Annotated in this window: 10 protein-coding genes; 3 read left to right on the top strand and 7 right to left on the bottom strand. The window is 54.1% G+C overall.

The window, feature by feature from the left end; genetic code table 11:
- Nucleotides 1-33 precede the first annotated feature (33 nt).
- Complete coding sequence (locus DTL42_RS10180) at nucleotides 34-1,452, bottom strand: sigma-54-dependent transcriptional regulator (protein ID WP_114368621.1); 1,419 nt, start codon at nucleotides 1,450-1,452, stop codon at nucleotides 34-36.
- Between the two features lie 6 nt (nucleotides 1,453-1,458).
- Nucleotides 1,459-2,868 carry a sensor histidine kinase gene (locus DTL42_RS10175; protein ID WP_114368620.1) on the bottom strand — a complete coding sequence of 470 codons (1,410 nt, stop codon included), beginning with the start codon at nucleotides 2,866-2,868 and terminating at the stop codon, nucleotides 1,459-1,461.
- A gap of 347 nt (nucleotides 2,869-3,215) precedes the next feature.
- Between DTL42_RS10175 and DTL42_RS10170 the strand changes: the two genes are divergently transcribed.
- Nucleotides 3,216-4,367 (top strand): FG-GAP repeat domain-containing protein, encoded by a 1,152-nt coding sequence (locus tag DTL42_RS10170; protein WP_234824152.1) that lies wholly within the window; start codon nucleotides 3,216-3,218, stop codon nucleotides 4,365-4,367.
- A 120-nt stretch (nucleotides 4,368-4,487) separates the two neighbouring features.
- Here the strand turns inward: DTL42_RS10170 and DTL42_RS10165 are convergent, their stop codons facing one another.
- Nucleotides 4,488-6,329, bottom strand: a complete 1,842-nt coding sequence (locus DTL42_RS10165; protein WP_114368619.1) for a UbiD family decarboxylase — start codon at nucleotides 6,327-6,329, stop codon at nucleotides 4,488-4,490.
- Nucleotides 6,330-6,470: 141 nt separating this feature from the next.
- The gene (locus DTL42_RS10160; protein ID WP_114368618.1) at nucleotides 6,471-6,968 is read right to left on the bottom strand and encodes an FKBP-type peptidyl-prolyl cis-trans isomerase; all 498 of its coding nucleotides are present in this window, start codon (nucleotides 6,966-6,968) and stop codon (nucleotides 6,471-6,473) included.
- Nucleotides 6,969-7,110: 142 nt separating this feature from the next.
- Between DTL42_RS10160 and DTL42_RS10155 the strand changes: the two genes are divergently transcribed.
- Entirely contained in the window at nucleotides 7,111-7,887 is a 777-nt protein-coding gene (locus tag DTL42_RS10155; protein WP_114368617.1) for a VOC family protein, read from the top strand.
- Here the strand turns inward: DTL42_RS10155 and DTL42_RS10150 are convergent.
- A complete protein-coding gene (locus DTL42_RS10150) occupies nucleotides 7,865-8,596 on the bottom strand; it encodes an alpha/beta hydrolase family esterase (RefSeq protein ID WP_158545308.1) in 732 nt (243 codons plus the stop codon). The genes DTL42_RS10155 and DTL42_RS10150 overlap by 23 nt on opposite strands.
- Nucleotides 8,597-8,971: 375 nt before the next feature.
- Here DTL42_RS10150 and DTL42_RS10145 point away from each other — a divergent pair, with 375 nt between their 5' ends.
- Nucleotides 8,972-10,252 carry a hypothetical protein gene (locus DTL42_RS10145; protein ID WP_114368615.1) on the top strand — a complete coding sequence of 427 codons (1,281 nt, stop codon included), beginning with the start codon at nucleotides 8,972-8,974 and terminating at the stop codon, nucleotides 10,250-10,252.
- Nucleotides 10,253-10,426: 174 nt separating this feature from the next.
- On the opposite strand, the gene DTL42_RS10140 is transcribed toward DTL42_RS10145, so the two are convergent.
- Both DTL42_RS10140 and DTL42_RS10135 read right to left on the bottom strand, forming a co-directional pair.
- Nucleotides 10,427-11,890 (bottom strand): DUF1501 domain-containing protein, encoded by a 1,464-nt coding sequence (locus tag DTL42_RS10140; protein WP_114368614.1) that lies wholly within the window; start codon nucleotides 11,888-11,890, stop codon nucleotides 10,427-10,429.
- Between the two features lie 64 nt (nucleotides 11,891-11,954).
- Nucleotides 11,955-15,047: a PSD1 and planctomycete cytochrome C domain-containing protein gene (locus DTL42_RS10135; protein WP_114368613.1), complete on the bottom strand. Its 3,093-nt coding sequence runs from the start codon at nucleotides 15,045-15,047 to the stop codon at nucleotides 11,955-11,957.
- Nucleotides 15,048-15,100: the final 53 nt, after the last annotated feature.

Genomic DNA, 15,100 nt, shown 5'->3' with positions numbered 1-15,100 from the left:
GCACCATTTCACGCAAAATAGTACGTTTCCACTCTAATCGTCCTGCTGCTCTGAGGAAAGCAGGCCGTACTGTTCGCACTTCTTTTTTACCGTAGTTCGATGAATACCCAAGACCCGCGCGATGGCCAAATATTGCCCATCACACTGGGCCAGAAGTTCTTGCAGCATCTCTTTTTCCGCTAACGCTTGAAAGCGAGACCATAAGTTCTCGGTGGCCCCGCTCGCGGTTTGCTGCTTCGTCCATGCCCCAATGGAGCGTACGAGATTCTCTTCGGGAGATTCTGCCGGGCTAGAGCGATCGAACCAATCTTTCGCCACCGGCGGCGGTAAATTTTCTTTCTCGATCACCCCATGTCGAGCCAAAATCTGAGCGTGCTCGACCGCATTTCGCAGCTCTCGCACATTGCCATACCAGGACCGCTGTTCCAGTTCGTGCATGGCTGCTGGTGAGATACGCAGCCGTTTATCGTATTCTTTTTCTAATTGTTCTAAAAAGTGATACACCAATAACGGAATATCATCGCGACGTTCTCTGAGGGGGGGCAGCTCTATCCGAAACGTATTCAGCCGAAACAACAAGTCGTGCCGAAATGTTCCTTGCTTCACACAGGCCGATAGATCTTGATGCGAAGCACAAACGATTCGAAAATCTACTTTTTCTCCCGTAGAACCACCCACCGGAACGACTTCTCGCTGTTCTAAGGCCCTCAGCAATTTGGCCTGCGTGGGTAGAGGAATTTCCGCGACTTCGTCTAAGAAAAGCGTTCCGCCGTTAGCTTGTTGCAATAATCCCCGTTTATCTTGAATGGCATGCGTAAAAGCCCCACGTACATGGCCGAACAATTCGCTCTCGATGAGCGACGGTGCCAACGACGCGATATTCACCGCCACAAACGGCGACGCATGACGCGGTCCATACCGGTGGATTGCTTGAGCAACGAGTTCCTTCCCGGTACCACTTTCCCCCTGAATAACAATCGGGGCCACACTGCGGGCTGCCAACGCGATTCGCTTGAACACCTCTTGCATGGCCGATGACGTACCGACCATCTCTGCCGAAACCGACTCAGGCCGGATTTCCTCTTCGTTGGTTTTCTGAGCCAACGCCCGATCGATTACGGTTTGAATGTCTTCCAGCGAGAACGGTTTCACCAAGTAATCGAACGTCCCCTGGCGGACCGCTTCGACGGCAACTTCCAAATCGCCGAATGCGGTAATCAAAACCACCGGTGTCTCAGGCGCGATACGCTTGATCTCTGGCAATGCTTCCAGGCCAGACATTCCTGGCAAGCGAACATCCAAAAACATCAAGTCAGGATGCTTCTCGGTTAGCAATTCCAAACCTTGCTCGGCGGTCGAAGCAACTTGCACCTCGTGCCCGAGCTTAGTTCCTAGTTTTTCGATCGCCCAACAAATGCTCGATTCGTCGTCGACTACGTGGATGCTTGCCATGATGGACTATTCAGTTGCAACGCGGGGAAGGGTGATTTGAAAGCATGTCTTCTCATCGACTCGGTACCATTCGATCGTACCCCCATGCAGTTCCACAATTTCGCGAACCACTGGCAGCCCTAATCCGGTCCCTTCCTTCTTGGTCGTGACCAAAGGCTCAAACAGTTGCTCCGCAATCGCTGCTGACGGCCCCATTCCCTCGTCGCATATTCGAATTGTAATCGATTTCCCATCGATGTGCGGTGCGGCATCGATTTGCAGCTTTCCTCCTTCAGTCCCACTTTCCTTTTCCCCTGGACGCATCGCTTGAGCCGCTAAGGTTGCCTCGATTCCGTTGAGCAGCAGATTCATGAGGCAAGTTTGCAGTAAGACAAAATCCCCCGATAGCTTCGCCTCTGGCGGCAAGGTAATCTTTTCGTGAATCGGCAATGAATGGTGGCTCGCCTGGGGGCCAATCATCGCCACCGTGCTTTCGATGAGTTGCTTGACGTTAATCTCTTGCTGCGAAATCTCCTGCTTTCTGCCTAATCGAAGCATCGACTGAACCATATGCTCGACCATCTTCATTTGTCGCTCGGCCACTTGCAGACTCTCGCAATCTGGAATGTTGCAGTCCAAGCGATGCAGCCCGATGGCCATCTGGCCACCAGTCATCGCGTTGCGAATCTGGTGCGAAAAGCCAGCGCCGATTTGTCCGAGTACCTGGGCGCGCTCCATCGTTCGGACTTTCGCTTCGTACGATTCCAACTGGTGCGACATCCCATTGATGGCCTGGGCCAGGTCGTTTAGTTCGTCGTTGGTTTTGCCTGGCGGAAGCTCTACAAAGTCCCCCTCGGCAATTCGCCCCACTTGTTTTTGCAGTCGGGCGATAGGGCGTGTAATACGAGCCGCCAGCACGGAAGCAACCAGCAGCATCGGCCCCACCGCGAGCAGCCCCAGCAACATCAACGGCCAGAACGATTGCGTCACGCGGCGATCGTAATTCGCTTTCGGATATAGCAAGTGAACCGTCAGCCTGTCGGTACCAGAGAATGGAGCCGGCGTGGTGCTATGAAAAAAGCTCTCGCCTGAAAGCTGTACGATGTGCGACAAATCGACATCGGCAGAACCCGTTTCTTCTAGCAGATGCGTCAACTCTTCCGGTAAAATGGTCGTCGTCCCACGGAGCAACTTCCCTTCTCCATCGGTCAAAGCCAGTTCGGTTCCGGTCAATGCTTGAATCTGCTGAAGCACCGGTAGCGAAAGGGGAAAGCGGACCTCCGCCACTTGTTTCGTAATTGCGGTTAGTCGGTCCTGAACTTCTTCGCCTGTTTCGACCTGGGCATACCACAAGTTGAACATCGAGAGCGCAAATACAGTTAGCAGCGTCCAAAGCGCCAATGGCAAGGTAACTTGATAAATGAGTGGCCAACGCATCGGCGATTTTCCGTGAGAACAACTGGCAAGCTTTCCGCTGCCGGACAAAACCTGTCCGGGCTATTTCCCCTGAGAACCTATTCTATTGTAAACTGAGAGGAACCCTACCACCTGACGGCAAACCCCAGCGAGGGCATAGCGTTGCGTGAATTGATAGCTGAGCTTGATCGCTGGCGCCGGGGAACTCATACTCGTTAGGGTGAGAAACAAAACCGTCGAAGCCTCAATTTCATGATTGCTCGTCGGAACCCTCGTCACGCACAACCCTCGCCGCTCCCCTTACAACGGCAACCACCAACGGAAGTTTACTTCCTCCCTACCCAAATCCCTTCTCAGGAAACCCAACCATGCGTTCTCTTTTTTGTCTTGCGATCCTCCTGGCTGCGACTCCCTCCCTGTTTGCGGCACCCCCAGAGAACTTTACCGTCAAGGTTCTGGGCGTCGATGCCAACGAAGGTTGCGATATCGCCGATTTCGACGGGGACGGCAAGCTCGATGTAGTCGCCGGGCGAAATTGGTATCGCAACGGCGACTGGCTCCCACGCCCGGTCCGAGTGATCGAAGACGCGAACGGTTATGTTCACTCGAACGGGGACTTTGCCCGCGATGTGAACGGCGATGGGCGGGTCGATGTAATCGCTGGGGATTTCTTTCAAGGCAAAGTCAACTGGTACGAAAACCCCGGCAACCCGGCTCTCGCTCAAGGCATGCAGTGGAAAGAGCACACGCTGATCGATACCAAGCTGGGGACCAACGAAGCGACCATCATGTTCGATCTCGATGGCGACGGCAACGACGAATGGATCACCAATCAATGGAATCCGAAGAACCCGCTGCTCGCTTGTCGTATGAGCAAGAACGAACAAGGGGAACCGGCACTTGTTTCGTTTAAAGTTGGCGAGCAAAACGGACACGGCATTGCCGTGGGAGACATCAACAACGACGGGCGAATCGATCTGCTAGTCGGGCAAGGTTGGTACGAAGGGCCTGCCGATGGCCCTTTCAGCGGCCCCTGGACTTTCCACCAAGATTGGAACGAGCAACTCCCCTGCCCCATGCTGGTGACTGATGTCAACGGAGATGGCAAGAACGACGTGATCGCCAGCCAAGCACACGGCTTCGGTTTGTATGCTTGGATCAGCAAAGGCCCTGATGCGGAAGGCAAACTGACCTTCGAAAAGAAGATGATCGACGAAACCTTCAGTCAGGCTCACTGCCTCCACTTGGCCGATTTGGATGGGGACGGCAAAGACGACCTGATCACCGGAAAACGCGTGCGGGCCCACAACGGCAACGACCCCGGCGGCAAAGAGCCCCCAATCGTTGCTTACTATAAGTTCGACGACAAAGCCAACTTTACCAAGCACATCGTCAACCGCGATCAGGTCGGAATTGGCTTACAAATTCGCACCGGCGACATCGACGGGGATGGCGATATTGATATTGTCGTCGCCGGAAAGGACGGCACTCAGATCTTGTTCAATCCCTTAAAGGATTAGTGTAGAACAATTCAATTGGCATTGAAAACGAGGGCAGGCAAGACCTGCCCCTTTCTTTGCGCCGATACCAAGATACCGGCGTCACCTTCACATAAGGGCCGGTGGGACGCCACTTTCACCCTAAAGATATTTGGCCAGTACTCCCCCCTGGGCCGCGAGAGCGTCGACCTTGGCAGTGACCTGCGGGTCTTCGATCAGTGGAGGGGCGTTCCATGGCTTGAGGCGGGCATCGATCACCAACGAACCTTCACAGCCCCAATGCTTCTGCCGAGTGAAGCTGCCTATTCCATGGACATCGGCAGCTGGATTGCTGCGAGTAAAGGTCACCCAAAGCAAGTTGTTCATCGTCTGAGCTGAGAACGAGCTATCGTCGACCACAATCACCAGCGGAAACGTGTTGATGGAATCGCTTGTGCGGAAAGCAGAAACGAACCGTTCGATCTCTGGCTCAACTTCGCGATGAGCGGCCCGATACGCTGGTCCTGTCACAACCAGCACGCCGGGCAGAGCGATCTTGGGCGTATGGAATCCATCAGGAAGCCTCAAATCGCTGGGAATCTCGGTCGGCAACTCACGGATTGGGCCCCCCACTGCGGCGACGATTGCCTTCGATCCATGGTTGAATTCACCGCTGGAATAGTCGAGCGTGTCGATGGTTGTTTCGGTCAGGAAGTGAATATCCCGCCGCCAGTCGACGCGTCGGAGTATGTGCATCAAGAAAGGTACCACCTCGTGCAGATCGAGTTGCGGGTCATCTTGCTCGGCGGCAATCCACAAGTACTTGGCTAGCGACATCTGCCCTTGCCCCAGAATCGCCGAGGCCTGTGTCATGAGTTCCTTCGGTCGTCGCCGTTCTTCGTATGGAACGTAGCGTTCGCTACCTATTGCCAACAACAGCGGATGCACGCCTGCCGCATCCACCGCGTGAACTTCCTTTACCCCAGGCAGCACCGTGGGAATAACCGGCCCAGTGATCTCATGAATCAACTGCCCGAACGTCGTGTCTTCTTGCGGCGGGCGACCGACCACCGTAAACGGCCAGATCGCTCCGTCTCGATGAAACACTTTCTCAACACGCATCGTGGGAAACCGATGCTTCAAGCTGTAATAACCCAAGTGATCGCCAAACGGGCCTTCCGGTTTCTCCTCGCCAGCATGAATCGTCCCGCAAATGCAGAAATCAGCTTCCGCATAAACCGGCAAACCGGTCTTCCCGTTAGCCATCGCAATCCGGTGCCCCGCAAGTGCCCCGGCAAAACCTAGTTCCGACAAACCCTCCGGCAGCGGCATGACGGCTGCCAAGGTCATCGCCGGGTTTCCGCCGACGAAGATGTTTACCTTTAACGGCTCTCCTTTAGCAATCGCCGCCGCATGGTGGACACCAATGCCGCGATGAATCTGGTAATGCAGGCCAACTTCGCTTTGCGGATTGAAGTCGTTCCCGGCCAGTTGCACGCGGTACATACCTAAATTGGAATTCGTCAGCCCGCCGTGATTGGGATGCTCGGTATAGACCTGCGGCAGAGTGACGTACGGACCACCATCGTCCGGCCAGGAAACCAACTTGGGCAAGTCAGGCAGCTTGATTTCGTTGGCGAAGACCGGCCCACGACTAACCCGCTTGGGCAACATCCGTAGCGCCCCAAACGGTGCCGAGGCATAACGCAGCGGTGCTTTGAACAGTTTGTTCGGATCGATCTTCAGTTCGATCAAGCGACGAACCGTTTCCAGCGTATCGCGAAAGATAAACCGAGCCCGATCGAGCGAACCAAACAGGTTACCCAACATCGGAAAGCGGCATCCCTTCACCTGGGAGAAAAGAACGGCCGGGCCTCCGTTGGCATAAACTCGCCGCTGAATCTCGGCCATTTCCAAGTGGGCGTCGACTTCTTGTTCCCAAACGACCAAGTGCTCGTTTCGCCGTAGATCGTCGACGCATGCTCGCAGATTGCGATACCCCATGAATACTCTCGCAGGCTCGCAGTGCGAACCCATAAAAATGCCGTGTAGCCAGAAGAACGAAGACGGTCCGCGCGTACCGTCTTCCTGCAGATTAACCGAAATCGGTACTGGAACGTAACTAGACGATATCGCGAGCGACCGTTAGTCGTCGTGGTCGTAGTCGTCTACACCGCCTGGTCCGTGGGCATGGCCATGCTCGATTTCTTCTGGCGTTGCTTCTCGTACGTCGACGACAGAAATCTCGAAAAAGAGGGTCTCGTCGGCCAGTTCATGATTGCCGTCGACAATCACCACGTCGTCCTTGATCTCGGCGACGGTAACCAATACCTGGTCATCTTCCGTCTCGAGGACAAACTGGGTCCCGATCTCAACCTCGCCCAGTTCGCCGAACTGGTCCTTGTCGAGCTCCCAGACGAGATCGTCGTCGAAGCTGCCGTAAGCTTCTTCAGGTGGAATCACCACTTCGAACGTCTCGCCCTTATCGCGATCTTCGAGCGCTTTCTCCATTCCGGGAATCAGGTTGCCAAAGCCATGCAGGTACGCCAAAGGCGCATCCGCATCGGCCGTATCCAACACGTTACCGTCGGCATCCTTCAAGGTGTAAGCAATCGAAACGACGGTGTTCTTGGCGACTTTCATGAATTCTTCCCAGGCAATTGCCGTAAGGACCCAATAAAACAGGGGGGAACGCCTATCAGCATACCTTTAGTCGACGCAGCGCTCAATCTCGCCCTCCCCGAAAGAGGAGGACTATAATAGATTCAAAAAGAAGGAAGAGATTATGCGGGTTATCATCCCTGAACAGCTTTGGATCGCCAACGCGATACAAGTCCGAGACCTGAGAACCGTGCTTTCCTCCGGAACAACAGCGATTATCGACTTGGCAATAGAAGAGAAGCCGGTCATATTTCCACGAGATATCGTCTCGCTTCGATTCCCCCTTCTCGATGGTGGAGGGAACGACTTGGCCTTGTTGAAAATGGTCATCGATACCTTGGCGAATTTCATCCAAGCCAAACGGCCAACAACCGTCGCTTGCAGCGCGGCAATGAGTCGCTCTCCCGGATTGGTCGCTGCGGCGTTGGCACAAGTTGAGGGCAAATCGTTAGAAGAAACCACATTACGTGTCGCCGAGACGGGGCCGTGCGATCTTTCCCCAGGGCTGCTGAGTGATCTGGTGAAACTGGTACCACACCGCCCTGCTGGCAACGTGAAACCCAACCTGGTCATCCTAAGAAGCCTAGACCTGGATCGTTTATGCAGGTTCTACCAAATGCTCGGCCTCGTATGGGTACGCGAACGGCATGGAAAAGGACCTGAGCATTTTAGTACGACGGTAGAAGACTTCGTCTTGGAGCTTTACCCGGCTCGCTCCGCCGAGCCAATCGACGCCACGACCAATGTTGGTTTTCGCTTAGATGATGTTGTGGCCACGGTCGAGCAACTTCGACTGGCCGGAATACGGATTGTGCGAGAACCAGAATCGATGCCTTGGGGACTGCAAGCAATCGTCCAAGATCCAGATAGCCGCAAAGTTATTCTGACTCAACCGGTTTAATCTGTTTGTGCTGCAAGAGAAACTTCCAGATTGCCTGGTTCTGTGGCTTAGACCACGCGTGCCCCAGCCCTGGCACGGAAACGAACCGGGCATCCGCGAGGTAGTTGTCTGCACTCTTTTTCATCGAGCCATGAACTGGATCCTTGCTACCTGCGATCAGCATGATGGGAACGGAGAAAGTCAAAGGATCAACCGCCTTAGGAGGCCCGCCTGAATGGGCAACGACTGCCGCAATTTCCCTCGCACGCTGCGTGGCTAGCCACTGAACGAACGTTGCTCCTTGCGACATCCCCACAACGTAGACACGTTCCCGATCGATCGAAGCATGCCGCGCAAGATCAATTAGCATCGCATCGAAGAACTCGACATCGGCATCCACATTAGTATTAGGCGCGCCAGGCAGCGGATATCGCCAGCCTCCCTTTTCAACTTCCGGATAGACAAGCAAGAAATGCTGCCGAGCAGCAAGTTGATCGAGCCCTGAATAGCTGGCCATACTTTCTGCAGTATCACCGAAACCATGCCAAGCGATCACCACCGGAGCATGCTCCGGTAAATCATCAGGCAACACCAACCGATACGCTCGCGATACTCCATTCACTTCGATGATATGCGTGCTGATCTGGACGCTGGATTGCGGCTGACAACCTGTCCCACAAACGAATAACAATAGTGCGAATAACTTGATCGAAACACCTTCGAGTCGCATGGGCATAAAGCTCGGAATGGAAGATCGTCCTGAGTCAAAATTTGAGCCGCAATGGCCAATTTCTGATCACTAATTTACCACGTGCTTGCCAGATATATCACGTTCGATTGGCAGACCAGCAAACTCTTGGCGGTTGTTCCGATTGGCGCGACCACGACCGTTGTGGGACGGCGATATTTACCGTTAAGCAAAGAGATTCGCTTACCCTTAACATATCGTTCAGGCTGTGTCGGTTATTTGGGTGATTGGTGCGGGGTGCTAGTAAACCTTTGGGAATCGATTCGGGATGACTTTTCTGAAGAGGTCATCTCTCTCGATAACATAAGTGCTCATGAGGAGCACGGACATTGCAATTAACACACGGAGGAGTTTCATATGCCTATCAATGATCGATACATGGACGATGCCGATTACGGTTGGGCTTCGCACAACCCGGGCATCATTGGCGGTTTCTGTCTGGTTATGGGAATTGCCGTTGGCGTCGCTGTTTCTCAATTCTGGTTGCAGCAAGATCTTCGTCAGCAACTTGCCGCCGTCGAACGAGATGTCAAAGCAACCCATCACCCTCTTAACCAACTAACCGGATTCAAAGACGCCACCAATCGAGCCAACTCGCTACTCGGTCGGCTCGAATCGCAAAGTGGCATGTTGTACAAAGCAGGCCAAACGGTCCAGCAAACCGAACGCCTGAACGACCAAATCGCTCGTCTGGCTGTGAAGCTTGACTCGATTGAAGTGGCTGCCGAAAAGATGGCCAAGATGGAGTCGAACCTGACTTACGCCAACGCCAAACTGGCCGTGGCCGAAGGACGCGTCCGACAACTCGAAGAACTTGCCAATCGCTTAAAGAACAGCGGCCCTCAGGTCTACATGGCTCAAGACGCCCTGGCCTCGATCGAGTTGATTCAGCAGCAACTCATTAACCAGCAATGTGTTATGCCTGAGTTGACGCAGACGGTCACCTCGCAGTGGAAATTGCAAGATGCGATCTGCGATTTGGCGGCTCAAGCCGACGTCACCGACCGTGCGATCGATTCGCTGGCCAGCAACCAAGACCGGGTGCAGCAATTGGCAATCGACTCGGAATCGTCCCAACTGGTTTTAAGCAATGTGCAGCATTTGCTCAAAGATCAGCAGTCGATGGATCTGCAGGTCAAGAAGTTGGCCGACACGTTGGACGCCGCGACCGAACTTTCCTACGAAGCGATTCGTCTGAATTCGCAGCTGAAGAACGTTTCTCAGCAAACGTCCGCAGCCTCGAAGAACATGGACGAAATGGCTTGGTTGGTCGACTACATCAATTCGCAGGAAACGAAGATCACGGCTGCTCAGAAGAGCCTGCGTAAAATCGACGACATCGAGCGACAAGTCGTTCGCCTCGACGCATGTGTGCCGACCTTGGTCGAGAACGTCGATCTAGTCAATGGACTTAACAAGACGATGGATGCTGTCCTGGGAAGCTCGGCAGACCTGCGAGCTCAGTTAGCAGAAATCATCTTGATGCAACCGGCTGTCGAACAGTTGGCAAACCGATTCCAGAAGCTGACTACACCGGAAACCAAGGGTGAGTTGGTCAGCGTCCGCGATCGTGCCAAATCGATGGTCCAACCGGAACGCGAATCGCAAATTCCGGTTTACATTAGCCGAGCAAAATAGTTCGGCGAGTAGATCGCCCCCGTAGCAAAAGAGCCGCCGGCGAACCGTGGCTCAAAATATAGAAAACTTGCTGGCCACCCGTGGCAAACCGTGGCTCTCCTCTTTAGGCAAGCAAAGTTTTCTTAGGAAAATCGTCGGCGGCTTCGACCGAAGAACTACATTCGGTCGAACTAGCTACACCAGCAATTCTTTGACCGGACTTCGATCTTCTACTCCGGTCAGTCGGACATCGAGCCCCTGAAACGGCACCGACAACTTCCGATGATCAATCCCGAGACAATGCAGAATGGTGGCATTTAAATCGGCGATATGAACCGGATCTTTGACAATGTTGTAGCTGAACTCGTCGGTCTCGCCATAGACAATCCCTGGCTTAATCCCACCCCCAGCCATCCAGATCGAGAAACAGCGCGGATGATGATCGCGACCGTAGTTCTCTTTCGAGAGACCACCCTGGCTATAGATCGTACGGCCAAACTCTCCGCCGAAAACCACCAACGTATCGTCCAGCATCCCACGCATCTTCAAGTCTTGAATCAACGCCCAAGCTGGCTGGTCGACGTCTTTCGCCTGGGCCGGCAGATCGCGAGCTACGTTGCCATGTTGGTCCCAGCCACGGTGGAAGATCTGCACAAACCGCACATCCCGCTCAACCATGCGCCGGGCCAAAAGGCAGCTGGCGGCAAACGTGCCAGGCTTGTTGACTTCCGGACCATACATATCCAGCGTGTTCTGACTTTCCTGCTTCAAATCGACCAGTTCCGGTACCGACGATTGCATCCGGAAGGCCATCTCGTATTGCGAGATGCGGGACTGTGTTTCTGGGTCGCCCGAAAGCCGATAGGTCTCTTGGTTGATCTTAGCTACGCTGTCGAGCATCCGCCGGCGCAGCGAAGAGTCGATCCCCTCAGGGTTCGACAAAAACAATATCGGATCGCCACTCTTGCGGAGCGAGACACCGGAATGCTTCGACGGCAGGAAGCCTGCTCCCCAGAGCCGGTTGTACAAAGCCTGGGCGTCGCGGCGTGAACTCCAATTGGGGGTCATCACGACAAAGGTCGGCAGATTCGAGTTCATCGAACCGAGCCCATAGCTCAGCCACGATCCCAAACTCGGCCGTCCTGGCAACTGATTTCCGGTACAGATGTAAGTAATCGCCGGGTCGTGATTGATCGCTTCGGTATGGACCGATTGCACCAGGGCGATATCGTCGATCATCTTCCCATGGTACGGAATCAACTCGCTTAACATCGTGCCGTTTTCACCATAGGGCGAGAACTTGAACTTTGACGGAGCAATCGGAAAACGGCTTTGCCCCGAGGTCATCGTCGTGAGGCGTTGCCCCTGGCGAATCGATTCAGGCAGGTCTTTGTCGTACCAATCAGCCATCTTCGGCTTGTAGTCAAACAGATCCATTTGACACGGAGCCCCAGCGGCAAACAAATAAATGGCTCGCTTGGCCTTTGGGGCAAAGTGAGGCAAATTCGGCAAGCCTCCTATGCCAGAACTAGGTAGCTTGGCGGCTTCGGCGGGCAAGTCGGTCATCGAAGCCAACGCGGCTGCCCCTAACCCTAGCGCACCCTTCTGAAAGAAATGCCGCCGCGTGATCGCTTCGATATACTCGTTACGAGGATCCATGATTCGGTCCGTTCTGCTTATTTATGATGTCGCCAAGGTCGGTTCTTGTTTTGAAGAAACGGCCTTACCGCTGCGAGACAACTTCGTCCAGATTCAAAATTGCGTTACAAACCATCGCCCAGGCCGCCAGTTCAGCAGGAGTTTCCGCTTGGCCAACCAATTTATTGGCCGCTTCCGGATGTTGCTGAAAATAGGTCAGGCTATCGAAGTAGAGCGATTCCAGCTCTTTCTTTTGTACTTCGTTCTGCGGACTCATCAGGCAAAGCGACGTGAGATACTCGACTTTTGAAACCGGATCAGAGCCCCCTTCGTCCATCGCCCGACGAGCCATCGCCACGGCAGCTTCCACGTATTGCGGATCGTTCAACAACAGCAAAGCCTGAAGGGGTGTGTTGGTTCGTTCGCGACGGACGGTACACGACTCACGATTCGGTGCGTCGAATGTGCTCATCTGCGGAGCCAAGGCGGTTCGCTTGATGAACGTGTACAACGTGCGGCGATGAACTTTCTCAGGCCCTTCGTCCGCTTTAAAGTTCACCGTGTTGCTACCGGAGTAGCCGACCGCTTTCCACAGGCCATCTGGCTGGGGTGGTTTGACGGAAGGGCCTCCCAACTTGTCGACCAGCAGCCCGCTAAGTGCCAAGGCCTGATCGCGCAACATCTCGGCATCCAAACGATGACGAGGGCCACGGGCCAGCAAGCGATTCTCGGGATCACGCCGAGCCAACTCAGGTGAGACCGTCGAACTTTGGCGATAGGCAGCGGACATGACCATCCGCTTCATTAGCTTCTTGATATCCCAACCTTCTTCCCGAAATTCAACGGCCAAATTATCAAGCAGCTTCGGATGCGAAGGGACACTTCCTTGCGAACCGAAGTCTTCCGATGTCTTTACCAAACCCACGCCAAACACATGCTGCCACAAACGGTTGACCGACACGCGGGCAGTCAACGGATGCGATGCGTCGGTCAGCCACATGGCCAAACCCAACCGGTCTTTTGGCATCTCGTCGGTCATAGGAGGCAAGAAGCTGGGCACTGCTCGAGCGACTTCTTCGCCAAGCTGATCGTATTCTCCTCGGTTGAGAATATAAGCCGGAACCGGCTTGTCGGCTTCCGCGTAAACCAAAGTCGTGGGCGCCGTGCGGCGAATCTCGTTTTGCTTATCCGACATCCCCTTCAACTCAGCTCGGAGCTTATTGAAGGTCTCTTGCGTGTCGAGACAGACGAATTCCAAGAAGTAACTTTGCAGCTGCTGGCGTTCGGCCTCCGAGCGTTTATCTCCCGGCTTCTTTAAGATTTCAGTGACTTGTTTGTTCGCCGGATCAAGCGCCCCAGGCGACTTCGTCGCAAATTCGGTCCAATCATGCAGTGACTTGAACTGCGGCTTCTTTCCGTACTTGGTCACCATCCCGGCCTTATCCCAATAGACGGTGCCGTCGAATTGAGTAAAAGCCCAACCGTTGAGCTTGGCTCCTCCGCCCAGCCCTACCTTGGCAATGGGGACCTCTAATCGAACCCATTTGCCAAGTTCCGGTAGGTCGCCGATGCGGTGCTTGGTTTTGCCGTTGTTGCCGTAAGGAATCAGGTCTTCACCCCAGTAGGCACGCTGATCCCAATCTCCATCGTTCCATTGAAACATGATTTCACGGGGCGGGTTCTGGGGATCGAGATAAACGTAAGCGAACAACGAATCTCCATCGTAAACGGTGATCGGTTGATCGGTGTTGATGAAAAAGCACTGCTGGTTGCCGGAGGCGATCCGTTTGGCCGATTTCTCACCACTAAAAACGGGCTCAGGGGCAGATACCCAGTTATAGTCACCATTGATTTCCGCTTTGCCAGGGACGCTGTCTTCCAACCAGACAATTTCCTCGGACGCGATCACCGGATTGTCGACACCTGGGCCTGGATCTTGATACTCGATCTTGGCCAAGGTGGTTTTAATTTCTTCTTGCTTTAGACGAATCTGTTGATCAAGTGCGGCAATTTCTTCTACCGCTTCCTTTGAATAAACCGTGGGGGCATGGTCTTTCCGATTGCCATCCATCGGGCTGCCATTCATGCTGTTGAAAAAGCCGTACATTGCGTAGAAGTCTTTTTGCTTCAGCGGATCGTACTTGTGGTCGTGGCAGCGGGTGCAATCCATGGTTAACCCCATGAAGACCGTCCCGGTGGTTACCACTCGATCATTCACATTCCGCATCTTAACTTCTTCTGTGATCGAGCCCCCTTCGTTGGTTGTCACGTTGCAACGATTGAAACCGGAGGCTACCTGCTGTTCCCACGAAGGGTTCGGCAATAAATCACCAGCCAATTGCTCGGTTAAAAAGACATCGTACGGCTTGTTCTCGTTGAACGCTTGAATGACCCAATCACGATACATCCACATCTCGCGGTAGTTATCCAAGTGCAATCCATGCGTGTCAGCATAGCGTGCCGCATCGAGCCAATAGCGGGCCATGTGCTCGCCATAGTGGGGCGAAGCCAAGAGCCGATCGACCAGCTTTTCGTACGCTTCCGGAGAGTCGTCCTGCAGAAACGCATCGACTTCTTCTTGAGTTGGGGGCAGCCCTGTCAGCCCAAGAGTTACACGGCGGATGAGGGTCAGTTTATCGGCAGAGGAGCTGGGTAGAAGCTTCTCTTGTTGGAGCCGTGCCCCTAAAAATTGATCGATCTCAGTGGCGTTCCAACCGGGTAAATCGATTTGGGGAGGATCGGTTTTCTGGGGAACATTAAACGACCAATGCTGTTCGAACTTGGCCCCTTGCTCGATCCATTTGCGTAGTTTCTCGATCTCTTCGCCCGTTAGCGTCTTATTCGACGCTGGCGGTGGCATGACAATCGACTCGTCTTGGGTGATAAGCCGTGCCAGTAACTCGCTTTCGCCCGGCTGACCTGGCACGATCGGAATTTCGCCAGAATCGGCTTCCGCCAGGGCACTTTCAGGGACATCAAAACGGACGCCCCCTTCTCGATGATTTTCGTCAGGGCCGTGACATGCGTAACATCGATCCGACAAAATCGGACGGATGTCGCGGTTGAAGTCGATCTTGTCGGCCTCTTCTGCGAAAGCAAAAGGAACAACAACAACCAACAAGGCGAATGTGACACCAGCGGTCATCCAGCGGATGCCGTTCGTGAGCAACGAATTCATGAACAAGTCCCAATCGATGGGGGCGGGAATAGTGTGATTAGGCGGGGAGCGAC

Source organism: Bremerella cremea (assembly GCF_003335505.1).
Lineage (GTDB): Bacteria > Planctomycetota > Planctomycetia > Pirellulales > Pirellulaceae > Bremerella > Bremerella cremea_A.
The sequence above is the reverse complement of the archived record's forward strand: the minus strand, read 5'-3'. Positions and strand labels throughout refer to the sequence as shown.